Annotated in this window: 22 protein-coding genes and 1 other annotated feature; all 22 genes read right to left on the bottom strand. The window is 37.8% G+C overall.

All coding sequences use genetic code 11. The features are described 5' to 3' along the window. Positions 1-23: 23 nt before the first annotated feature. The 22 genes from pyrE to sigG all read right to left on the bottom strand — a co-directional run bounded on the left by pyrE (position 24) and on the right by sigG (position 21,934). Positions 24-656, bottom strand: coding sequence for an orotate phosphoribosyltransferase (pyrE, locus tag ACUN0F_RS13615; protein WP_000711449.1), 633 nt, complete (start codon positions 654-656; stop codon positions 24-26). Continuing rightward, positions 653-1,369, bottom strand: a complete 717-nt coding sequence (pyrF, locus tag ACUN0F_RS13610; RefSeq protein ID WP_000083488.1) for an orotidine-5'-phosphate decarboxylase — start codon at positions 1,367-1,369, stop codon at positions 653-655. Before pyrF ends, pyrE begins: the two co-directional genes overlap by 4 nt. Continuing rightward, the gene (gene pyrD, locus ACUN0F_RS13605) at positions 1,354-2,283 is read right to left on the bottom strand and encodes a dihydroorotate oxidase B catalytic subunit (protein ID WP_001081053.1); all 930 of its coding nucleotides are present in this window, start codon (positions 2,281-2,283) and stop codon (positions 1,354-1,356) included. Before pyrD ends, pyrF begins: the two co-directional genes overlap by 16 nt. Further along, complete coding sequence (gene pyrK, locus ACUN0F_RS13600) at positions 2,280-3,059, bottom strand: dihydroorotate oxidase B electron transfer subunit (protein WP_000983346.1); 780 nt, start codon at positions 3,057-3,059, stop codon at positions 2,280-2,282. The genes pyrD and pyrK overlap by 4 nt, the downstream gene beginning before the upstream one ends. After that, entirely contained in the window at positions 3,056-6,274 is a 3,219-nt protein-coding gene (gene carB / locus ACUN0F_RS13595; protein WP_431146423.1) for a carbamoyl-phosphate synthase large subunit, read from the bottom strand. The genes pyrK and carB overlap by 4 nt, the downstream gene beginning before the upstream one ends. After that, positions 6,259-7,356 carry a carbamoyl phosphate synthase small subunit gene (locus ACUN0F_RS13590; RefSeq protein ID WP_000828673.1) on the bottom strand — a complete coding sequence of 366 codons (1,098 nt, stop codon included), beginning with the start codon at positions 7,354-7,356 and terminating at the stop codon, positions 6,259-6,261. Before ACUN0F_RS13590 ends, carB begins: the two co-directional genes overlap by 16 nt. Further along, entirely contained in the window at positions 7,353-8,639 is a 1,287-nt protein-coding gene (gene pyrC / locus ACUN0F_RS13585) for a dihydroorotase (protein ID WP_001108374.1), read from the bottom strand. The genes ACUN0F_RS13590 and pyrC overlap by 4 nt, the downstream gene beginning before the upstream one ends. Further along, positions 8,623-9,537, bottom strand: a complete 915-nt coding sequence (gene pyrB, locus ACUN0F_RS13580) for an aspartate carbamoyltransferase (RefSeq protein WP_000018865.1) — start codon at positions 9,535-9,537, stop codon at positions 8,623-8,625. Before pyrB ends, pyrC begins: the two co-directional genes overlap by 17 nt. Positions 9,538-9,685: 148 nt before the next feature. Next, positions 9,686-10,969 (bottom strand): uracil permease, encoded by a 1,284-nt coding sequence (gene uraA / locus ACUN0F_RS13575; protein ID WP_000435919.1) that lies wholly within the window; start codon positions 10,967-10,969, stop codon positions 9,686-9,688. Between the two features lie 146 nt (positions 10,970-11,115). Continuing rightward, positions 11,116-11,658 carry a bifunctional pyrimidine operon transcriptional regulator/uracil phosphoribosyltransferase gene (pyrR, locus tag ACUN0F_RS13570; protein WP_001156490.1) on the bottom strand — a complete coding sequence of 181 codons (543 nt, stop codon included), beginning with the start codon at positions 11,656-11,658 and terminating at the stop codon, positions 11,116-11,118. A 203-nt stretch (positions 11,659-11,861) separates the two neighbouring features. Then, positions 11,862-12,770: an RluA family pseudouridine synthase gene (locus ACUN0F_RS13565; protein WP_000005846.1), complete on the bottom strand. Its 909-nt coding sequence runs from the start codon at positions 12,768-12,770 to the stop codon at positions 11,862-11,864. A 4-nt stretch (positions 12,771-12,774) separates the two neighbouring features. After that, positions 12,775-13,233 carry a lipoprotein signal peptidase LspA gene (lspA, locus tag ACUN0F_RS13560; RefSeq protein ID WP_000642186.1) on the bottom strand — a complete coding sequence of 153 codons (459 nt, stop codon included), beginning with the start codon at positions 13,231-13,233 and terminating at the stop codon, positions 12,775-12,777. Positions 13,234-13,357: 124 nt separating this feature from the next. Beyond that, on the bottom strand, positions 13,358-13,687 hold the full coding sequence (locus tag ACUN0F_RS13555) for a hypothetical protein (RefSeq protein ID WP_001004658.1): 330 nt from the start codon (positions 13,685-13,687) through the stop codon (positions 13,358-13,360). A gap of 157 nt (positions 13,688-13,844) precedes the next feature. Further along, entirely contained in the window at positions 13,845-16,610 is a 2,766-nt protein-coding gene (ileS2, locus tag ACUN0F_RS13550) for an isoleucine--tRNA ligase (RefSeq protein ID WP_445539558.1), read from the bottom strand. Between the two features lie 71 nt (positions 16,611-16,681). Then, positions 16,682-16,906: a binding site (T-box leader), on the bottom strand. 51 nt (positions 16,907-16,957) lie between these two features. Then, complete coding sequence (gene divIVA, locus ACUN0F_RS13545) at positions 16,958-17,464, bottom strand: septum site-determining protein DivIVA (protein WP_001131609.1); 507 nt, start codon at positions 17,462-17,464, stop codon at positions 16,958-16,960. 89 nt (positions 17,465-17,553) lie between these two features. Next, positions 17,554-18,321 carry a YlmH family RNA-binding protein gene (locus ACUN0F_RS13540; RefSeq protein ID WP_000029706.1) on the bottom strand — a complete coding sequence of 256 codons (768 nt, stop codon included), beginning with the start codon at positions 18,319-18,321 and terminating at the stop codon, positions 17,554-17,556. A 15-nt stretch (positions 18,322-18,336) separates the two neighbouring features. Beyond that, positions 18,337-18,600 carry a YggT family protein gene (locus tag ACUN0F_RS13535; RefSeq protein WP_000259082.1) on the bottom strand — a complete coding sequence of 88 codons (264 nt, stop codon included), beginning with the start codon at positions 18,598-18,600 and terminating at the stop codon, positions 18,337-18,339. 6 nt (positions 18,601-18,606) lie between these two features. Next, on the bottom strand, positions 18,607-19,077 hold the full coding sequence (locus tag ACUN0F_RS13530) for a cell division protein SepF (protein ID WP_000119131.1): 471 nt from the start codon (positions 19,075-19,077) through the stop codon (positions 18,607-18,609). A 19-nt stretch (positions 19,078-19,096) separates the two neighbouring features. Then, positions 19,097-19,771, bottom strand: a complete 675-nt coding sequence (locus tag ACUN0F_RS13525) for a YggS family pyridoxal phosphate-dependent enzyme (RefSeq protein WP_327973441.1) — start codon at positions 19,769-19,771, stop codon at positions 19,097-19,099. Next, complete coding sequence (gene pgeF / locus ACUN0F_RS13520; RefSeq protein ID WP_046956465.1) at positions 19,768-20,586, bottom strand: peptidoglycan editing factor PgeF; 819 nt, start codon at positions 20,584-20,586, stop codon at positions 19,768-19,770. Before pgeF ends, ACUN0F_RS13525 begins: the two co-directional genes overlap by 4 nt. A 117-nt stretch (positions 20,587-20,703) precedes the next feature. Then, entirely contained in the window at positions 20,704-20,982 is a 279-nt protein-coding gene (locus ACUN0F_RS13515; RefSeq protein WP_000619413.1) for a YlmC/YmxH family sporulation protein, read from the bottom strand. Positions 20,983-21,154: 172 nt separating this feature from the next. Continuing rightward, the gene (sigG, locus tag ACUN0F_RS13510) at positions 21,155-21,934 is read right to left on the bottom strand and encodes an RNA polymerase sporulation sigma factor SigG (RefSeq protein ID WP_000197753.1); all 780 of its coding nucleotides are present in this window, start codon (positions 21,932-21,934) and stop codon (positions 21,155-21,157) included. Positions 21,935-21,954: the final 20 nt, after the last annotated feature.

Raw genomic sequence — 21,954 nt, 5'->3', positions numbered from 1 at the left:
CCCCCGCGGTCGTCTTTTTCGTGTTACGCTGTGATCCAAGCTTCGTTTGCTGGATTTTTACGCCACTCTTGTAATTTTTTCGTTTCAGCTTGTCCGATCATACCTTTTTCTGCTGCTACTTCAGTTAATGCACTGTAATCGCTTAAAGAGTATGATGCTACGTTAGCTGCTTCTAGTTTTTCTTTTCCTGCTTCTAGCTCGTATGTGAAGATTGATACGATTCCTAATACTTCACATCCAGCTTCGCGAAGTGCTTCTACACATGTAATTGCACTACCGCCAGTTGAAATTAAGTCTTCTACTACTACTACTTTTTGACCTTTTTCAGCTTTTCCTTCAATTTGGTTCCCTTTACCGTGACCTTTTGCTTTACTACGTACGTAGCACATTGGTAAATCCATACGATCGCTTACCCATGCAGCGTGCGCAATACCAGCAGTTGCTGTTCCTGCAATAACTTCTACAGTTGGGAAGTGCTCTTTAATTAACTCTTCTAATCCAGCTGCAATCGCTTGACGTACTTTTGGATAAGATAAAGTTAAACGATTATCACAATAAATTGGTGATTTCATACCTGAAGACCAAGTGAATGGATCATTCGGTTGTAAAAATACTGCTCCAATTTCTAATAAATGCGATGCGATTTCTTTTTTCATACTGTTACACCTTCCCACTGTTGTTTTACTGTTTTATACGCTTCAAGCGGATTTTCCGCTTTTGTAATACTACGTCCAACTACGATGTAGCTTGAGCCAAGTTCCCTCGCACGTTTCGGTGTTGCTACGCGCACCTGGTCATTTACATCATCGCTTGCAAGACGAATCCCCGGTGTTACTGTTACAAATTCATTTCCGCATACTTCACGTAATTTCGGAACTTCAAGTGTTGAACAAACAACACCATCAAGTCCACTTTCTTTCGTTAGTTTTGCATAATGAGCAACCGCTTCTTCTAACGTTTTCTCAATGCCAATCTCTTTTTTCATCATAGCTTCCGAAGTGCTTGTTAGTTGTGTAACTGCAATACAAATCGGTCTCTCTTTTCCTTCTTGCTTACCTTCCTCTAATCCCTCAATCGCAGCTTTCATCATACTGCTTCCCCCAGCAGCATGAACATTTACCATATCAACATCTAGACTAGCTAGGCTACGCATAGCGCTTTTTACTGTATTCGGAATATCATGAAGTTTTAAATCTAGGAAGATCTTATGCCCTTTTTCTTTTAAGTACGTAATAATCGCAGGTCCTTCTTTGTAGAATAACTCCATACCAACTTTGACAAATAACTCTTCCCCTTCAAAGTGGTGTAAGAATTGTTCTACATCTTGTTTCCCTGGAAAATCTAGTGCAACGATTAACGACTGTGACATGTTTGCTTCCAGCTCCTTCCTTGACATTCCGAAATGTGATCAAATCCTAATTCATCTAGTAATGCTGGTAATTCTTCAATAATTGTCGGACATACGAATGGATCGATAAAGTTCGCTGTTCCAACTGCAACCGCGCTTGCGCCAGCATAGAAGAATTCAATTACATCTTCCGCAGTTTCAATACCACCCATTCCGATAATCGGAATGTTAACCGCTTGGCTTACTTCATGTACCATACGAATTGCTACTGGCTTAATCGCAGGACCTGATAATCCGCCTGTACGGTTTGCTAAAATTGGTTTAGCTGTTTTTAAATCTAGACGCATACCAAGCAATGTATTAATCATCGTTAAACCGTCCGCACCCGCATTTTCAATTGCTTTTGCAATCTCCACAATGTTTGCCACGTTCGGTGACAATTTCACATATACCGGTACTTCAGAAACCTCTTTTACTCGCTTCGTTAAATCAGCAGCAATTTCAGGATTCGTACCAAAAGCGATACCACCCGTTTTAACGTTTGGACAAGAAATATTTAATTCTAGCGCATGAACATTAGGTGCCTTTGAAATTTCTTTCGCAACTGCTACATAATCCTCGGCTTGTGAGCCAGCAACATTCGCAATAATCGGAAGATCAAATTGCTCAAGAAAAGGTAATTCAGAATTCATTACCTTTTCTAATCCAGGATTTTGAAGCCCGATTGCATTTAGCATTCCGCCTGGTGTTTCCGCAACACGAGGCGTTGGGTTTCCGTAACGAGGCTGTTCTGTTGTCGCTTTAATCATAATTGATCCAAGTACACTTAAATCATAGAACTGTGCATACTCACGACCAAATCCGAAGCAACCAGATGCTGGGATGATTGGATTTTTTAATGATAACCCTGGTAATTCAACTTGCAATCTGTTCATAGTACAACCTCCCCGATTGGAAATACTGGTCCGTCGCTACACACCTTCTTGTAAGAATGTCCACTCGGATCTGCTTGTAAATGGCATACACATGCGAAACATGCTCCAATGCCACAGCCCATACGCTCTTCTAATGAAATGTAGGCTTTTCTCTCTTTATAGCGTCCTTCTAATGCACGAAGCATCGCTAAAGGTCCACATGAGTATAGAATGTCAAAGTCGATTCCATAGCTATCAATTACATCTGTTACAAAGCCTTCTGTACCATGCGTACCATCAACTGTTGCAACATACGTATCACCAAGCTCTGCGAATTTCTCTTCATAGAAGACAACATCTTTCGTTTGGAAACCTAAGATGTGAATAACGCGTACTCCCTTTGCTACAAGACGCTGTGACAATTCATATAGTGGTGGTACACCAATTCCCCCTCCAACTAATAGAGCCGTTTGTCCAGCTTCCGCTTCTTCTACAGGAAAACCATGTCCAAGTGGTCCTAACACATCTACAAGTTCGCCTTGTTTTCTTTTCGCTAATGTTTTTGTTCCTTGTCCTTCCGCACGATATAGCATTGTAAATTCGTTCTTGTCTTGATCGACATTACAAATACTAATTGGGCGGCGCAGAAGGGGCGTAATGCCCTCTGCTACCTTAATGTGTACAAACTGTCCTGGATCGTTCATTTGCTGCACTAGATCCCCTTGAAGCACTAATTCGTAAATGTTTTTTGCGATTTCTTTTTGGTTAACGACGATCATATTTTGCTTTTGCATCATGCATGTACCACCTCGTGACGCTTCGTTTGCGTAATTTCTTTCATTGAATGAGCTGAGAATGTCATAGATTCTAGTACTCGTAAGATTGCTCTCGTTGTATCAAGTGATGTTAAGCAAGCCACACCATTTTCTACTGATTCACGGCGAATGCGGAAACCATCACGCGCTGGTTGTTTGCCTTTTGTTAATGTATTGATTACAAACTGTGCTTTTCCTTGACGGATAATATCAAGTAAGTTGTACTCTTCAGAATCAATTTTATTTACAACTTGCACTGGAATGTTTTGCTCTGCTAACGATTGTGCTGTTCCAGCTGTTGCTAATAAGTTATAGCCGATTTCGTGGAAACGTTTTGCAATTTCCATTGCTTCTTCTTTATCTTTATCCGCTACAGTGATGATTACTGATCCGTGCGTTGGGATGTTAATTCCTGAAGCAACTAACCCTTTGTATAATGCTTTTTCAAGTGTTAAGTCTTTACCCATTACTTCCCCTGTTGATTTCATTTCAGGTCCTAATGTTGTATCAACTGAACGTAGCTTCGCAAATGAGAATACCGGTGCTTTTACATACACTTCTTTCTCTTCTGGGTGATAACCAGTTCCATATCCTTGTTCTACAAGATCTTGACCTAAAATAACTTTCGTTGCAACATTCGCCATCGGTACGCCTGTAATTTTACTTAAGAATGGTACTGTACGGCTCGCACGTGGATTTACTTCAATTACATACACTTCATCTTTGAATACTACAAACTGAATGTTTAGTAATCCAACAATGTTTAAACCTTTTCCAAGTGCAATTGTATGTTCAATAATTTGTTCTTTTAGTTTTGCAGATAAGCTTTGCGGTGGATATACTCCGATTGAGTCACCAGAGTGAACTCCAGCGCGTTCAATATGTTCCATAATACCTGGAATGAATACATTCTCACCGTCTGAAATTGCATCTACTTCAATTTCTTTACCAACCATGTAACGATCGATTAATACTGGATGATCTGCGTGAACTTTAACCGCATTTTTCATGTAGTGCAGCAGTTCTTCTTGACGATATACGATTTCCATCGCGCGTCCACCTAGTACGTAAGATGGTCTTACTAATACTGGGTAACCAATTTTGTCAGCGATTGCTACCGCTTGCTCTACAGTCGTTGCTGTTTTACCAACTGGTTGCGGGATACCAAGTTGTGTTAGAGCTGCTTCAAACTTATCACGATCTTCTGCACGGTCTAAATCTTCAAGTGATGTTCCTAAGATTTTCACACCATGAGCCTCTAATTTAGCAGCTAAGTTAATTGCCGTTTGTCCACCGAATTGGACGATAACACCTTCTGGTTTTTCTAAATCGATAATGTGCATTACATCTTCGATTGTTAATGGTTCAAAGTATAATTTGTCAGAAATACTGAAGTCTGTTGAAACTGTTTCTGGATTGTTATTAACAATGATTGCCTCATATCCCGCTTCTTTAATTGCCCATACAGAGTGAACTGTTGCATAGTCAAACTCAACACCTTGACCGATACGGATTGGACCAGATCCTAGAACTACTACACTCTTACGATCTGTTCTAACTGATTCATTCTCGTCACCATATGTGCTGTAGTAGTATGGTGTTGCAGATTCAAACTCTGCCGCACAAGTATCTACCATTTTATAAACAGGAGTTATGTTGCTTTCTTTACGCATATCGTAAATTTCACGCTCTGTTTTGTTCCAAGAATTGGCGATGTAATGGTCACTGAAGCCCATTTCTTTCGCTGATTGTAATACTTCCATATTTCCTACATTTGCTTTTACTTCGCGTTCCATATTTACGATATTTTCAACTTTTTGTAAGAAGAAGAAGTCCATTTCACACCAATTGTTGATTTCTTCTTTCGTTACACCTTGACGAATTGCTTCTGCTACAATAAACAGTCGCTCATCATCAGCTTTTATAATGCGTTTTTTCATTGTCTCTTTATCAAGCTCTTTTAAATGCTCTAACTCTAAGTGATAAACACCAAGTTCTAAAGAACGAATCGCTTTTAATAATGATTGCTCTAAGTTACGTCCAATTGACATAACTTCACCAGTTGCCTTCATTTGTGTACCCAGTGTTCTGTTTGCTGATTCAAACTTATCAAATGGCCAGCGTGGAATTTTTGAAACAACATAGTCTAATGCTGGTTCGAAACAAGCATATGTTTTTTGTGTTACTGGATTTATAATTTCATCTAATGTTAAACCGACTGCAATTTTTGCCGCTAGCTTCGCAATTGGATATCCAGTTGCTTTAGATGCTAGTGCAGATGAACGACTTACACGCGGGTTTACTTCGATTACATAATATTGGAAGCTATATGGATCAAGTGCAAGCTGAACGTTACATCCACCTTCAATTCCTAATGCACGAATAATTCGTAATGAAGTGTTTCGTAACATTTGATATTCACGGTCACTTAATGTTTGGCTCGGTGCTACAACGATAGAATCACCTGTGTGAACCCCAACTGGATCGATATTTTCCATGTTACATACTACAATCGCGTTATCATTTGAATCACGCATTACTTCATATTCAATTTCCTTACAACCAGCAATGCTCTTTTCTAATAAACATTGTGTTACCGGACTATGTTTTAATCCACCTGATACGATTTCAATTAGTTCTTCTTCATTACTACAGATTCCGCCACCTGTTCCCCCCATTGTAAATGCTGGGCGAACAATAACTGGATATCCAATTTCTTTTACAAATTCATGAGCTTCTTCTAGCGTATGAATAATGGTACTAGATGGAATTGGTTCATTTAATTCCTGCATTAAGGTACGGAATAAATCACGATCCTCCGCTTGCTCGATTGCTGATAATTTTGTTCCTAAAATTTCAACTCCGCACTCTTCAAGTATGCCTGATTTCGCAAGTTCAACAGCCATATTCAGGCCTGTTTGACCACCTAATGTTGGTAAGATTGCATCTGGACGTTCTTTACGAATGATACGGCTTACGAATTCTAGTGTTAATGGTTCTATATATACTTTATCTGCCGTTGCAGTATCTGTCATAATTGTTGCTGGGTTAGAGTTAACAAGGATTACTTTGTAACCTTCTTCTCTAAGAGATTGACAAGCTTGTGTACCAGAGTAGTCAAACTCTGCTGCTTGCCCAATTACAATTGGTCCTGATCCGATTACTAAAATTGTGTTAATGTCTAGGCGTTTTGGCATAACTCTTCCCCTTCTTTCTTGAAGTTTTCAATCATTGCTAAGAAATCTTCGAACAAATCGTTTGCATCTTCTGGTCCTGCAGAAGCTTCTGGATGGTATTGTACTGTAAATGCTGGGAACTTCGTATGACGAAGACCTTCTACTGTTCCATCATTTAAAGCAACATGTGTAATTTCAAGTTCTGTATTTTTAACTGATTCTTCTTCTACTGCGTAACCATGATTTTGAGATGTAATTGCTACTTTTCCAGTTGCAAGATGTTTTACCGGATGGTTTAAACCACGGTGACCGAATTTTAACTTACTTGTATTCGCACCAGATGCTAGAGCGAATAGTTGATGTCCTAAGCAAATTCCGAATAAAGGAACTTTACCGATAATGTTTTTTAACATTTCAATTGCTTCTGGTACATCTTTTGGATCTCCAGGTCCGTTACTTAACATAATTCCATCTGGGCTAAGACGTAAAATTTCTTCTGCTGTTGTATTGTAAGGTACTACAATTACATCACAGTCACGTTTATTTAATTCTCGTAAAATACCATGTTTCATTCCGAAGTCTACAAGTACAACTCGGTGTCCACGGCCTGGGCTTGGGTATGGATCTTTCGTTGATACGCGTTTCACGTGATCTGTAAATACTGTCGCTTTTAATTGGCTCACGATGTATTCTACATCTGCATCCATGTTACATAGACGTCCACGTAATGTACCGTATTGACGAATTTTTCTCGTTAATTTTCTTGTATCAATTCCTGCTAACCCTGGGATATTTCTTTCTTTTAAGTAATCATTTAACGAAATTTCATTACGGAAGTTTGATGGATGATCACAAATTTCGTTTACGATTAAACCATTTACAGATGGGTGAATTGATTCAAAATCGTCACGGTTGATGCCGTAGTTTCCGATTAATGGGTACGTGAATGTTACGATTTGACCGCAATATGATGGATCAGATAATGTTTCTTGATATCCAGTCATTCCTGTTGTAAATACAACCTCACCTGACTTTTCGATTTCTCCTCCGAAACCTTTTCCAATTAATACTGTTCCATCTTCTAAGATAAGTTGTCTTTTCATACTAATGCACTCTCCTTTTGCCATGCGATCTTACCACCAACGATTGTCATTACCGGCCATCCTTGGCATTTCCAACCTGCGAATGGTGTATTTTTTCCTTTTGATAAGAATGTTGTTGGGTCAATCTCTTCTTCTTGTTCTAAATCAATGATTGTAATATCAGCTGTTCTACCTTCTTTCAGGCGACCTGCTTCTAAGCCGAATGTATCAGCTGGTTTTTCTGTTAAGAATTGAATTAACTGCTCTAATGTAATAATTCCTTTTTTCACAAGGTTTGTGTATAGAAGTGGGAATGCTGTTTCAAAACCAGTAATTCCGAATGGTGCTCTTTCAATTCCTTGCGCTTTCTCTTCCGCTGTATGCGGTGCATGATCAGTTGCGATCATATCAATTGTTCCATCTAATAAACCTTCAATTAGTGCTGCGTGATCTTCTTTTCCACGAAGCGGCGGGTTCATTTTAAAGTTAGGATCAGCTGATGGGATATCATCTTCACATAACACTAAGTGATGAGGTGTTACTTCTGCTGTTACTTTAATTCCAGCGCGTTTCGCATCTCGAATTACGCGTACAGAACCTTTCGTACTTACGTGACATACGTGATAGTGACAATCTGCCGCTTCAGCAAGCAGTATATCCCTTGCAATATGTACAGATTCACATACTGATGGGATACCGTTTAATCCGTGTTTCTCAGAAAACTTCCCTTCATGTACACAACCTTTATTAATAAGAGTATTCTCTTCACAATGCGCAACTACTGCCATATTTAATTTCGCTGCACGCTTCATAGCAGCTAACATCATGCTAGCATCTTGTACGCCTACACCGTCATCAGTGAAAGCAAATGCTCCAAGTTCTTTTAATGTTTCGAAATCTGTCATTTCAGAACCAGCTTGGCGTACTGTAATTGCTCCGTATGGTAGTACGTTGACATGCGCTTTTTCTTTAATACGATTTTGCAAGTCTTCCATATGTTCTCTGCAATCTGGTACTGGGCGTGTATTTGGCATTGCACAAATTGTAGTGAACCCACCTTTTGCCGCTGCTAGTGTACCTGTTTCAATTGTTTCTTTATGTTCACCACCTGGTTCACGAAGATGTACGTGTACATCTACTAATCCAGGTGCGATTAACTTTCCGTTCACATCGATTACTTCAGCATTATCTGCCGTAATATTTTCTGCTACCTTAGCGATTTTACCGTCTTGTACGAGAAGATCTGTTGCTACGATTTTTCCTTCTTCATTCATATAACGACCATTTTTAAACAAGTAATTCATGTTTCATTCCTCCTAATACATTTGGTAAGGCGCGTTTTAGTACAGCCATTCTTACGTAAACTCCATTTTCCATTTGTTTAAATATGCGTGAACGCTCACACTCAACAAGTTCACTTGCAATTTCAACATCACGGTTTACAGGAGCTGGATGCATAATAATGCTTCCTTCTTTCATACGCTTTTCTCTTTCCACTGTTAATCCGTGTTTCTCATGATACTCTTTCATAATGTCTGTTTCATAATGATCATGACGCTCATGTTGTACACGAAGTAACATCATTACATCCACTTCTGGAACAAGTTCATCTAATGGTTTGTATGTTCCAAACGTGCTGTCTTCATCTTTCCACTCTTCTGGACTTGCAAAGTAAATTGTTGCACCCAGTTTCGTTAATGCTTCTGCATTAGAACGTGCTACTCGGCTATGACGAACATCTCCTACTATCGCAATCTTTAATCCTTCAAATCTTCCAAACTCTTGTTTAATTGTAAGAAGATCGAGTAGGCACTGCGTTGGATGGTTTCCACATCCATCTCCAGCGTTTAAGATTGGGATATTTACCTGTTCTTTTAGTTCATCGAAGTAGCGATCTTGCTCATGGCGGACGATCACCGCTTTTGTTCCGATTGATTCCAGTGTTCTTATCGTATCGTATAAAGTTTCTCCTTTTTGTACGCTTGATGCATCCGCTGAAAAGTTTAAAACTTCAAGTCCTAATCTCTTCTCAGCAACTTCAAAGCTAAATCTCGTTCTCGTACTATTCTCAAAGAACAAGTTCGCAACAAAAGTTTGCTCTGTCGTTTTGCTCTCTTTTCCATTCGCGAAATCTTCTGCGTCTTTTAGGATTTCTGAAATTTCTACTTCTGATAATTCACTCATCGTTAACAAATGGCTCATCGTCATCCCTCATCTTTCTGATTTTTATGTTACCACTTTTGTATTTTTATAACAACTTTTGTATAAAAATACCCTAGTCATTTGAGACTAGGGTGCAAGGAAGAAGCCACCCTTTCCGGTCTCACAGGACTGAATTAAAAGGTTATTATTATGAAGCAATCTGCTTAGATTGTTTTATTTGTTTCGTTTCTGGTAGTAGTAGATTTAATAGTACACCTACAATTGCTGCTAGTGCCATTCCTTCTACTTGGAACGATTCTCCTACGTGGAGTACCGCTCCACCAATACCGATTACTAGTATTACTGATGCAATCATTAAGTTTCGTTTGTCACTTAGGTCTGTTTTATCATCTACCATCATGCGTAATCCGCTTGATGCAATTACACCGAATAGTAAGATTGATACACCACCCATAACTGGTGTTGGGATCGAATGAATCAGTGCAGAAATCTTACCGATAAATCCGAACATGATTGCAAACACTGCTGAGCCGATGAATAAGTATACACTGTATGCTCTCGTAATTGCTAACACACCGATGTTTTCACCATACGTTGTATTCGGTGGTCCACCTATTAGTGATGCAATCAATGTTGCTATTCCATCACCGAAGATTGAGCGATGTAAACCTGGTTTTTCAATTAAATCTCTTTTAATAACATTTCCAAGTACAATTTGATGTCCGATATGTTCTGAAATTGTTACTAGTGCAACTGGTACCATCAAGAGTACAATCTTCCACGAAAACTCCGGAGTATATGTTACAAATGGTACTGTGAAATCTGGTACAACAAACCATTTTGCCTCAGCTACCGGCTTTAAGTTTACTAGCCCTTGGAAGTAAGCAAAGATATATCCGCCGATAATGCCCAGTAACACTGGTATGATACTGAAAAACCCTCTTCCGAATATAGAGCAGATAATTGTAATTGCTAATGTTACTAATGCTACTGAAAAGTGTGTAAAGCTATATTTGCCATCCGCACCGTTCATCGCCATGTTAACTGCTGTATGTGCTAAAGCTAGACCGATTACCATTACGACTGGACCAACTACGATTGGCGGAAGTAATTTCATAATCCACTCTGATCCTGACTTCTTAATTCCGAGTGAGATTAAGATGTACACAAGTCCTGCAAACAAACCACCGAGCATTGCTGCTCCAGGTCCACCTGCTGTTTTCGCTGTTATAATCGGTGCGATAAAGGCGAATGATGATCCTAGATAGGCAGGTACTTGACCTTTCGTTATAAGAAGAAACGCTAGCGTTCCTAATCCACTTGATATTAATGCTACTGACGGATTCAATCCTGTTAAAAACGGAACAAGCACTGTTGATCCAAACATCGCGAACAAATGTTGTATACTTAAAAATAACCATTTTCCCGGTTTCGGTACTTCATTAACGTCTAACACTGGCTTTTGTTCCATTGTTACATCCTCCTTCAGTTTAAATCTTTGCAATAAAAAAACTCTTTGTGCCTGTGCACAAAGAGTCCTACACTTTCGTATGCCAAATTTGACATATGAAAGCCAAGACCCTTTGGCAGCCTCACAGGACTACATTTAAAAGGGCTTTACTTATCGTATATGCTTACTCGATCTTGTTGATCTGTCTCTTGCAAATCAACTTCGATACGCTCTTCACTTGATGTTGGAATGTTCTTTCCTACATAATCAGCGCGAATTGGTAGTTCACGATGACCTCTATCAACAAGAACCGCCAGTTGGATTTGTGATGGTCTACCTAAATCCATAAGAGCATCCATTGCTGCTCGAACTGTTCTTCCTGTATATAATACATCATCCACAAGGATAACTTTTTTCTTCGTAATATCTACAGGGATATCAGAACCTTTTACAAGTGGTTCTTCATTTTTCGATTGTAGTGTTAGATCATCACGATATAACGTAATATCTAGCTCTCCAACTTCCATTTCTTTTCCTTCAATTTGACCAATTCGTTCTGCCAAACGTTGTGCAATAAAAATTCCACGAGTTTTAATTCCGACAAGAACACAATTATCGACACCTTTATTTCGTTCCACGATTTCATGACTAATTCGTGTTAAAGCGCGGCGAATCATTTGGTCATCTAAAACGACAGCTTTCTCTTGCATGCTCTACACCTCCAAGCTTTTTTCTTGCGTGAGAGTAATGGTATAAAAAAAGTCCTCTCAGCGTGTGCGAGAGGACTTTTGAAAAAAGGGTACAGCATACCCTATGTATTTCAAACCGTTACCTTCTCAACCTCACGGGGCTGTGTTAAAGGATCATTATTTAACTGTTGTCAGTATCTCAGTTTTCTTATGATTTGTCAATACTATTTCCGTAAAATATTTAATGCGTCTTCAAACACTTCTGGAATCGGTGCCTCAAACTGAATATATTCACCAGTACGAGGATGGTCAAACCCTAAAATACCTGCGTGAAGTGCTTGTCCATTCATGTCTAATGTTTTCTTCGGACCATACTTCGGATCTCCTGCAAGTGGATAGCCAATATATTTCATATGAACACGAATTTGGTGCGTACGTCCCGTTTCTAAGCGACATTCTACAAGTGTAAAATCTTTAAAGCGTTCTAACACCTGGAAGTGTGTAACAGCATTCTTACCATTTTCATCAACTGTCATGCTTTGACGTTCTTTCTTATCGCGACCAATTGGCGCATCGATCGTTCCTTTATCATGCGGAATCACACCGTGTACAATCGCTTTGTAACGTCTTGTTACTGTTTTTGCTACAAGTTGATTTACAAGTGACTCATGCGCCACATCATTTTTAGCAACCATTAATAGTCCAGATGTATCTTTATCAATACGATGCACAATACCAGGACGCATTACACCGTTAATACCTGACAGGTCTGTACAATGGTGCATAAGTCCGTTTACAAGCGTACCGCTTGTATGCCCTGGAGCTGGATGTACAACCATACCACGTGGCTTATTTACAACGAGTACATCTGCATCTTCATAATAAATTTCTAAGCCCATATCTTCTGCTTGGATATCTAACTCTTCTGGATCAGGAATCGTTACTGTAATTTCATCGTTTTCTTTAACTTTGTAATTCACTTTTACCGATTTTCCATTAACTGTAACGACATCATCTTTAATCCATTGTTGTACTTGTGAACGTGACCATTCACTGTTTATTTCTGCAACGAATTTATCAATTCGCTCACTTTTTTGTTCTTCTGCAACTGTTACTTGTACTACTTCACTCATTCAATTACTCCTTCGTTTTCTTGCCTTCTAATAATGTTTGAATAATAATTAATACAACACCAATACATAATGCTGAATCAGCTATATTGAATACTGGATAGTTGTACGAGAAAATATACACGTGAATGAAATCCACTACTTCTTGTCTAAATACACGATCAATGAAATTACCAATTGCTCCGCCTAATATTAGACCTAATGAAATCCCTAGAAGTTTGTCTGTTTTCGCATATTTTTGCATATAAATTACGATAAATACTACAAAAACGACTGTAATAATGTAGAAAAACCACATTTTATTTTCTAAAATCCCCCAGGCAGCTCCTCTATTTCGATGTGATGTTATGTATAATACATTATCGATAATCGGAATGCTCGTACCCAATTCCATGTTCTTTACAATTAGCCATTTCGATATTTGATCGATGGCAATGACAAATAACGCTATTACATAATATATCATTTTCATTTCCCCCACAAAGACAGTGTACCTCAAAATTTTAGCATAGCTGTAACCTTTTCACAATGAACCTTTATAGAAGAATAAAATAAATTAAAAAAAGGTAACATAATATCGTTGTGCGCATTCATACATTTACTTTTTCATAGAAAAATTCATGAATGGTACGGGCAGTCGGCATCGTCTTCATTTGTTTTACCGAAATTGCTCTCCCCGTTTCTTCACAAATACCATACATATCTATTTCCATTTTAAATAATGCACGTTCTACATCTTTTAAGTCCTCTTTTATATCATGTAATAGGAGTTTTTTCTTTATCTCTTCCTTAATTTCATATCCAAGCTCTTCGCTAAACTCTGTATCATATTTGTGCATGACCTCTTTAGCTAGCCTCTCTTGTAACTCTTTTCGCATCAATTGCAATTCTTCTTTGATTTCCATATACATTTCATTCACGTGTACATTCCTCCCAGCTGCAATGTACGATTAGTGTGTCCGAAATTTCTATGCTTACCTCACACACATTTTTCCTTCATAGGAAAGAGAGTGAAAGTTATTTTAATATATCATCAATAAAAAAACTGACTGTACTTACGCACAGTCAGTTTTTTTATTATTTTACATAGTTTTCTTTAACAACTGTTGCACAACGCTCACATAATGTTTCATGTTCAGCGTCTTTACCAATTGTTTCTGAAACTACCCAACAACGTTCACATGTTTCACCAGTTGCTTGAGCAACAGCAACCGCTGTATGCTCATACTTCGGCGCATCTGCTGGCGCTTCTTCCATCATACCACCAAGTTTATACTCAGAAACGATGAATAATTGCTTTAAGTCTTCGCTAATAGACTCTAACATAGTTTTCATTTCTACAGTCGGATATAGCGTAATACTTGCATTTAATGACTTACCGATTACTTTCTCATTACGAGCTACTTCTAACGCTTTTAATACGTCATCACGCAGCGTCATAAATGCATCCCATTTTGTTTTTAATGCTTCCGCACCATCTAATTGTACAGCTTCTGGCATATTAGTTAATTGTACACTTTCTTCTGTTACACCCGGAATGTATGGCCATACTTCATCAGCTGTATGCGGTAAGATTGGTGTTACAAGTTTCGTCAATGCAACAAGAACATCATATAATACAGTTTGAATTGCACGACGATCTTCATGGTTTGCACCTTCAATGTATAAAATGTCTTTTGCAAAGTCTAAGTAGAATGAACTTAAATCAATTGTACAGAAGTTATGAATTGCATGATACACAGCAGCGAAGTCGTATGTTTCATATGCTTCTTTTACTTTTGTAATTAAGTCATTTAATTTCACTAACATGTAACGATCTACTTCACGAAGTTCAGCTACAGCTACTGTATTTTCACTTGGCTTAAAGTCATCTAAGTTTCCTAATAAGAAACGGAATGTGTTACGGATTTTACGATACACTTCTGCTACTTGTTTTAAAATATCATCTGAAATACGTACATCAGATTGATAGTCAACAGAAGATACCCATAAGCGTAAAATATCTCCACCTAATTGATCCATAATTTTCTTCGGTACGACGATGTTTCCAATCGACTTACTCATTTTACGTCCTTCACCATCTAATACGAAACCATGGCTTAGTACGCCTTTATATGGAGCTTTACCTGTTACAGCAACTGCTGTTGATAATGAAGAGTTAAACCAACCACGATACTGGTCAGATCCTTCTAAATATAAATCAGCTGGACGTTGTAAGTCTTCGCGCTCTTCTAATACTGCTTGGTGAGAAGAACCTGAATCGAACCATACATCCATGATGTCTGTTTCTTTACGGAATTCACCATTTGGGCTACCTGTATGTGTAAATCCTTCTGGTAATAGATCTTTCGCTTCACGCTCAAACCATACGTTAGAACCGTGCTCACGGAATAAATCTGCTACATGGTTAATTGTTTCATCTGTAATAATTGGATCACCATTCTCTGCATAGAATACAGGGATTGGCACACCCCATGCACGCTGACGAGAAATACACCAGTCACCACGGTCACGAACCATATTATGAAGACGAGTTTCTCCCCATGCTGGTACCCATTTTGTTTCCGCAACAGCTTCTAATAATTCTTTACGGAACGCTTCAATAGATGCAAACCACTGTGCTGTCGCACGGAAAATAATTGGTTTTTTCGTTCTCCAATCATGCGGGTATGAATGCGTAATGAATGTTAGTTTCAGTAACGCGCCTACTTCTTCTAATTTTTCTGTAATTGGCTTGTTAGCTTTATCATAGAATAAGCCTTCAAATCCAGGTGCTTCATTTGTTAATACACCTTTATCATCAACTGGGCAAAGTACTTCTAATCCATACTTTTTACCAACAACGAAGTCATCTTCCCCGTGTCCTGGTGCTGTATGAACACAACCTGTACCTGCATCTGTTGTTACGTGATCTCCTAGCATAACTAATGAATCACGATCGTAGAATGGATGTTTTGCAACTGTATACTCAAGTTCGCTACCTTTTACCGTTTTCACAACTTCAGCATTTTCCCACTCTAACGTTTTTGCAACTGTCTCAAATAGTTCAGAAGCAATAATATATTTTTCATCATTTACTTTTACAATAGCGTATTCAAGTTCTGGGTGAACAGAAATACCTAAGTTTGCAGGTAATGTCCAAGGTGTTGTTGTCCAGATAATGAATTTCTCATCACCTTCTAATACGTTCTTTCCGTCTTTTACAGGGAATGCTACGTAAATAGATGCTGATTTTTTATCTTGGTATTCAATTTCAGCTTCTGCTAAAGCTGATTCACTCGTTGGAGACCAGTAAACTGGTTTCTGCCCTTTATAGATATAACCTTTTTTCGCCATATCACCGAACACTTTAATTTGTTGCGCTTCATAAGCCGGCTCTAAAGTAATATATGGGTTATCCCAATCTGCACGTACACCTAAACGCTTAAATTGTTCACGTTGACGTTCTACTTGTTCATATGCATACTCTGCACATAACTTACGGAACTCAGCAACTGTCATTTCTTTACGCTTTACACCTTTATTTGTTAAAGCTTGCTCAATTGGTAAACCGTGTGTATCCCAACCCGGTACATATGGTGCGCAGTAACCTGTCATTGACTTATAACGAACAATAAAGTCTTTTAGCACTTTATTTAATGCATGTCCCATATGAATGTCACCATTCGCATATGGAGGTCCATCATGCAGTACAAATAAAGGACGACCTTTCGTATGTTCTTGTACCTTTTCATAAATATTCATTTCAGCCCACTGTTCTTGCATTGCAGGCTCACGTTTTGGTAAATTCCCACGCATTGGGAACTCTGTTTTTGGCATTAGTAATGTATTTTTGTACTCCATGCTCAATTCCTCCTTACATGTATAAAAGAAACACTTAAAAAACGGAATAAAAAAGAGACCTTCTCATCCCAAAAAGGGACGAGAAAGTCTCCCGCGGTACCACCCTAGTAGATCCTATACGTATGTATACAATCCTCTTTATATTCTTAACGCGAATATACGCCTACGCTTACTCTGTTTGTTCAGCGCGGAACTCCAGGGTGATATTCCCATTATCTCCTTATCCTGAGCTTACACCATCCTCAGTTCGCTATATAAGGTATGAAAAAGGTACTTATCCCTATCTTCGTTTTTCTTAATAAATATGTTGTTTAAAATTATATGTAATAATGAGAAAAACGTCAAGCTTACACTGTTTCTTCTTTTTTCAACAGTTCATCTACTTCGTCTTCTAACTCAATTAGTTTATCCCAATCATCGTTGTTTAACATTTCAAGCTGTGTTTCTAATAACATACGGAAACGAGTACGGAATACTTTCGCTTGTTTCTTTAGCTCTTCAATATCAAAGGCAACTTTTCTTGATTTTACTAACGCTTCGTTAATAATACGGTCTGCATTCTTTTCAGCTTCACGTACGATTAATTTTGCTTCTTTTTGCGCATTACGTTTTACTTCTTCCGCTGCTTCTTGTGCAACGATGATAGATTTGTTTAACGTATCTTCAATATTAGAGAAATGATCTAACTTCCCTTCTAATTGCGCAACTTTTTCTTCTAAAGCTTTTTTCTCACGAATGACTAATTCATAATCTTTGATAATTTGATCAAGAAACTCATTTACTTGATCTTCATCATAGCCACGGAATCCGCGACCAAATTCTTTGTTATGAATATCTAATGGTGTTAACGGCACAACGCCACCTCCAAGTAGTTATCTAAATTTCCTATTTCAATTATATCTTTTCTTCGACAAAATAGGAGGATTTCCTTCTAAAAAACCAATCATTTTAGTATACCATACAAAATTCTCCATTTGTCGCGCTTTGTTCTACCTTCTACAGAAAACAATTTACTTCGTCCATATCCTCTCACTGAAAAAACATCTCCTGGATAACATTCATAAGAAGTTTGCTCCACTGTTTTCCAATTAACTTTTACTAAACCATTTTTTATGAAAGGTTGTACTTTTTGTCTGGATATATGTAACATTTCAGCTAACATAACATCTAAACGAAGTGAAGAAACCGTTCCAGATTTCTCTCCCCACGTTTCTTGCATCTGTAGAATTTTTTCTCCTTGCACTGGTGATAAGGAGACTTTCACTTTCCCTATAGATTGTAAGTTCATCTCAATATAAGATACAACTTCTTTCGCGACTACAATTTGGGCACGATCTTCTTGAAGCAAAATATCACCACATTTTTCTCTCGTTAAACCAAGAGACATAAATGTACCTAATATTTGCCTATGTTCTAGCGTATAAAACTTGGAAGGATAGTCAATTTCCAATACTTCTACTTGAAATTCCTCTTCATTCACTACTAGATAGTCCGGATAAATGAGTGCTCTCTTACGCTCTGCATGAGGCGTTGCACCATCAAACTGTACAGCAACATCCCCTTGTCCTATTACCATAGTGACAATTTGTTGTTGTCTTGGATCAAGGAAGTCTGTTAACTTCACTTGATGGTACTCCGCTGCTCGCTTCCACTCTAACACCTTATCCACAAAGACCTCTTCATCGGGTCTGAAATGTTCATAGATGCTCATGTATTTAACCTCTTACTATAAGAAATAGTTGAATATACTTATTAAACCATTCGTAGCAAGCTTTAACGTGAAAATCGCAACGAGTGGAGAGATATCAATCATACCAAGCGGCGGAATAAATCTGCGAAACGGTTCTAAATACGGTTCACAAATACGCGCAAGAATTTCTCCAAAAGTTGATTCCTTTGCACCAGGGAACCATGATAGAAGAATGTAAATAATAAGTGCCCACGAGTAGATCTCGATAGCAGTAATTAAAACGTTTAAAACTGTTACCATGGCGTATTACCACCTCTTTATATTTGTGTCTTCTTCTTCACCGAATAACTCTGAAATTGCACCAACAATATCTACATTTTCAGGGGTACACATAAATGTTTTCGGTCCTATTTTTTGAATGTCCCCGCCTATAGCGTATACAGTACCACTTAAAAAGTCAACGATACGTACAGCTTGATCAGTAGACATTCGTTGTAAATTAATCACAACAGCTCGTCTACCTTTTAAATGGTCCGAAATCCCTTGTGCTTCCGAATATGTGCGTGGTTCTAATAAAACAACTTTTGAAGATTGCTTTGCCGTTTCAATGCTCACAACATTTTGTTTCGGTTGCGCTTTTGGAAACGCAACATCTTGTTGTTCTGGCGGATCTTGCTGCTTCTTCATGTCTGTTTGCTCCTTTTCATAACTATATTGAGCTGCTTCTTTTTCTTCCGGTGTATCAAAAAAGAAGTATTTTACTTTTGACCAACTCATAATAAGATTCTCCTTCCTTTTACGCTTTTCCTACTAAAATCGTCCCCAAACGAATATATGTAGCACCTTCTTCAATTGCAATCGTGTAATCATTAGACATTCCCATTGATAATTCTTTACATGGCGCATGTAATAATTCTAGCTCCTGCACCTCTGTTTGTAGCATACACAACTCCTTAAAACAGCGTCTGATTTCTTCCTCTTCTTCTGTAAACGGAGCCATTGTCATTAGTCCAACCACTTCAATCTTATCCAATTCTTGCAAACTTTGAATAAAAGAAATGGTTTCTTCTATTGCCAATCCTTGCTTTGATTCTTCAGATGATGTTTTCACTTGAATAAAACATTTCACTTTCTTATCAGCACGTTTTTGAATTTCTTTTGCAAGTGAAAGACGATCTAACGAATGTAAATAATCAATTTCATTAATGATTTCTTTTACTTTTCTCGTTTGTAATGATCCAATAAAATGCCAATTCACTTTTGAACCGAAATGTTCGTACTTCTGTAAGAAACCTTCATTTCTATTTTCACCTAAATCGATAATTCCAGCTTCAATTACTTCGTTTGTTTTTTCAATTCCTACCGTTTTTGTAACCGCAACGAGTTTAATATCTTGCAACGAACGTCCCGCTCGTACGCAAGATTGTTTAATTGCTTCATTTACAGTTGTTAAATTTTTTTGTACTGTCACTTGCTTTCTTCCTCCTTAAAACCTATGAAACTCAACATTCTTCCTGTCTTACCTTGATCACGACGATGAGAGAAAAATAGTTGTTCTTCACAGCTTGTACAAAGAGATGACATTACAATATTCTCTTCTTTTATGCCTGATTGTACACATAATATACGATTAATTTCTTTTAAATTAATTGCGTACTGCCCATCAGAAATTTTTTTATAAGGGACAGAGCCGTTTACTACTTGCTCTGCTGCTGTTAACACTCGATCATCAACAACGTAACAACAAGATCCAATTGCTGGTCCAATTGCAACATGAATTTCATCACTTGAAATCCCTTCTGCATTCCATTTTTGAATCATTTCCTTTGCAATCTCTTTTACAGTCCCTTTCCATCCAGCATGCGCAAGTCCTATCATACCATGTGATGGTGCATAAAAATAGAGTGGAACACAATCCGCGTAACATGATGTTAGAAGAACATCATTATTAGTCGTATAAATACCATCTGTTTTTGAAATGCCGTCTTCATATGAATAGACGCCACTTCCTTTTTCCTGTTGTCCTACTTTTTCAACATGATGATCATGAACTTGTTCAGAGCAAATCCAGTTTTCTAATGGTTTTTGTAACTTATTTGCTAAAATGCGTCTGTTTTCATGAACGTTCTCCACGATATCATTCACATGTAATCCTAAATTCATCGCATGAAAGGAGCCCGTACTTACCCCACCATCTTTTGTCGTAAATCCAGCAGTAATGTTTCCAAGTTCTTTCCACGCTTGTAAATACAGTATACCGTCCACATATTTAAATGGTTGTCTCATAAAGTGACTCCTTTTAATTAAAATAACATAAAAAAGCATGGTACTTCCTGTCTATTTTACCATACTTTTATTTTTTCATAATGCCAACAGAAAAAAAAGAGGAATTTGTAATATTCTTTATGAAATTGTCGGTGTTTGTATTGATTCTGTTACAGAATTAACAGGATTTACTCTAACAAGTATGACATCTTCCCCAATTTTCATAATTTCCTCCCAAGGAATTACAATTTCTACATCCTTCCCAAAGATCCCTAACATACGTGCCTGTTTGGAAATAATAATAGCCCCGATCTTCCCTGTGTTCATATCAATTTCAATATCTCCAATATTCCCAAGCCTTTTTCCATCTGAAACATTTATTATCTCTTTCATCTGCAACTCCGAAATTCTTATCATTTTCATCCTCTCCCTTATATATGACGAATTGAAAAAACACTGTTTCTCAAATTAACAGGAAGCACCCTCTACTAATCCCATATTATTTTCATTATATGAACACAGCTTCCCTACTATGAGCGAAGACAAACTATATTACATATAAAAAGGTTTCACCATAAATGGTGAAACCTTATCCTTGAATCGTCTTATTCATTTGTTTAATAGCTGATTTCTCTAAACGTGACACTTGTGCTTGAGAAATCCCAATCTCTTCTGCAACTTCCATTTGTGTCTTTCCTTGAAAGAAACGTTTTCGAATAATCATTTTCTCACGATCATTTAAACGCTTCATCCCTTCTTTCAGTGCTAACTCTTCAACCCACTGCTCGTCCTTTTGTTTTTCATCACTTAACTGATCCATAACAAAGATAGGATCTCCCCCATCGTTATAAATCGGTTCAAATAATGAAACTGGATCTTGAATCGCATCTAATGCAAAAACAATTTCTTCATGAGTCACTTCAAGCACTTTTGCAATATCCATTGCTGTTGGTTCTTTTGAATTTTCTGCAATCAATTTCTCTCTTACTTGTAACGCTTTATACGCAATATCTCGTAATGATCGAGATACGCGAATCGGATTATTATCACGCAAATATCTGCGTATTTCCCCAATAATCATCGGCACAGCATACGTTGAAAATTTTACATTTTGGCCTAAATCAAAGTTATCAATGGATTTCATAAGTCCGATGCAACCAACTTGAAATAAATCGTCAACATATTCTCCTCTGTTATTAAATCTTTGGATGACGCTCAGTACAAGACGTAAGTTTCCATTCACTAATTTCTCTCTTGCGCTTATCTCTCCACTTTGCATTTCACGAAATAATTTACGCATTTCATCATTTTTTAGTACGGGAAGTTTAGCTGTATCAACACCGCAAATTTCTACTTTGTTTCTCGTCAAAGTGTTCCCTCCTATCGGGA

It is taken from the genome of Bacillus sp. 1A (genome assembly GCF_052682215.1).
The sequence above is the reverse complement of the archived record's forward strand: the minus strand, read 5'-3'. Positions and strand labels throughout refer to the sequence as shown.

Excerpts from the sequence above, each read along its gene's own strand:
- pyrE (WP_000711449.1), bottom strand. The coding sequence starts at position 656 with ATGAAAAAAGAAATCGCATCGCATTTATTAGAAATTGGAGCAGTATTT.
- pyrF (WP_000083488.1), bottom strand. The coding sequence starts at position 1,369 with ATGTCACAGTCGTTAATCGTTGCACTAGATTTTCCAGGGAAACAAGAT.
- pyrD (WP_001081053.1), bottom strand. The coding sequence starts at position 2,283 with ATGAACAGATTGCAAGTTGAATTACCAGGGTTATCATTAAAAAATCCA.
- pyrK (WP_000983346.1), bottom strand. The coding sequence starts at position 3,059 with ATGATGCAAAAGCAAAATATGATCGTCGTTAACCAAAAAGAAATCGCA.
- carB (WP_431146423.1), bottom strand. The coding sequence starts at position 6,274 with ATGCCAAAACGCCTAGACATTAACACAATTTTAGTAATCGGATCAGGA.
- ACUN0F_RS13590 (WP_000828673.1), bottom strand. The coding sequence starts at position 7,356 with ATGAAAAGACAACTTATCTTAGAAGATGGAACAGTATTAATTGGAAAA.
- pyrC (WP_001108374.1), bottom strand. The coding sequence starts at position 8,639 with ATGAATTACTTGTTTAAAAATGGTCGTTATATGAATGAAGAAGGAAAA.
- pyrB (WP_000018865.1), bottom strand. The coding sequence starts at position 9,537 with ATGAGCCATTTGTTAACGATGAGTGAATTATCAGAAGTAGAAATTTCA.
- uraA (WP_000435919.1), bottom strand. The coding sequence starts at position 10,969 with ATGGAACAAAAGCCAGTGTTAGACGTTAATGAAGTACCGAAACCGGGA.
- pyrR (WP_001156490.1), bottom strand. The coding sequence starts at position 11,658 with ATGCAAGAGAAAGCTGTCGTTTTAGATGACCAAATGATTCGCCGCGCT.
- ACUN0F_RS13565 (WP_000005846.1), bottom strand. The coding sequence starts at position 12,770 with ATGAGTGAAGTAGTACAAGTAACAGTTGCAGAAGAACAAAAAAGTGAG.
- lspA (WP_000642186.1), bottom strand. The coding sequence starts at position 13,233 with ATGATATATTATGTAATAGCGTTATTTGTCATTGCCATCGATCAAATA.
- ileS2 (WP_445539558.1), bottom strand. The coding sequence starts at position 16,610 with ATGGAGTACAAAAATACATTACTAATGCCAAAAACAGAGTTCCCAATG.
- ACUN0F_RS13540 (WP_000029706.1), bottom strand. The coding sequence starts at position 18,321 with ATGAGCATCTATGAACATTTCAGACCCGATGAAGAGGTCTTTGTGGAT.
- ACUN0F_RS13535 (WP_000259082.1), bottom strand. The coding sequence starts at position 18,600 with ATGGTAACAGTTTTAAACGTTTTAATTACTGCTATCGAGATCTACTCG.
- ACUN0F_RS13530 (WP_000119131.1), bottom strand. The coding sequence starts at position 19,077 with ATGAGTTGGTCAAAAGTAAAATACTTCTTTTTTGATACACCGGAAGAA.
- pgeF (WP_046956465.1), bottom strand. The coding sequence starts at position 20,586 with ATGAGACAACCATTTAAATATGTGGACGGTATACTGTATTTACAAGCG.
- ACUN0F_RS13515 (WP_000619413.1), bottom strand. The coding sequence starts at position 20,982 with ATGATAAGAATTTCGGAGTTGCAGATGAAAGAGATAATAAATGTTTCA.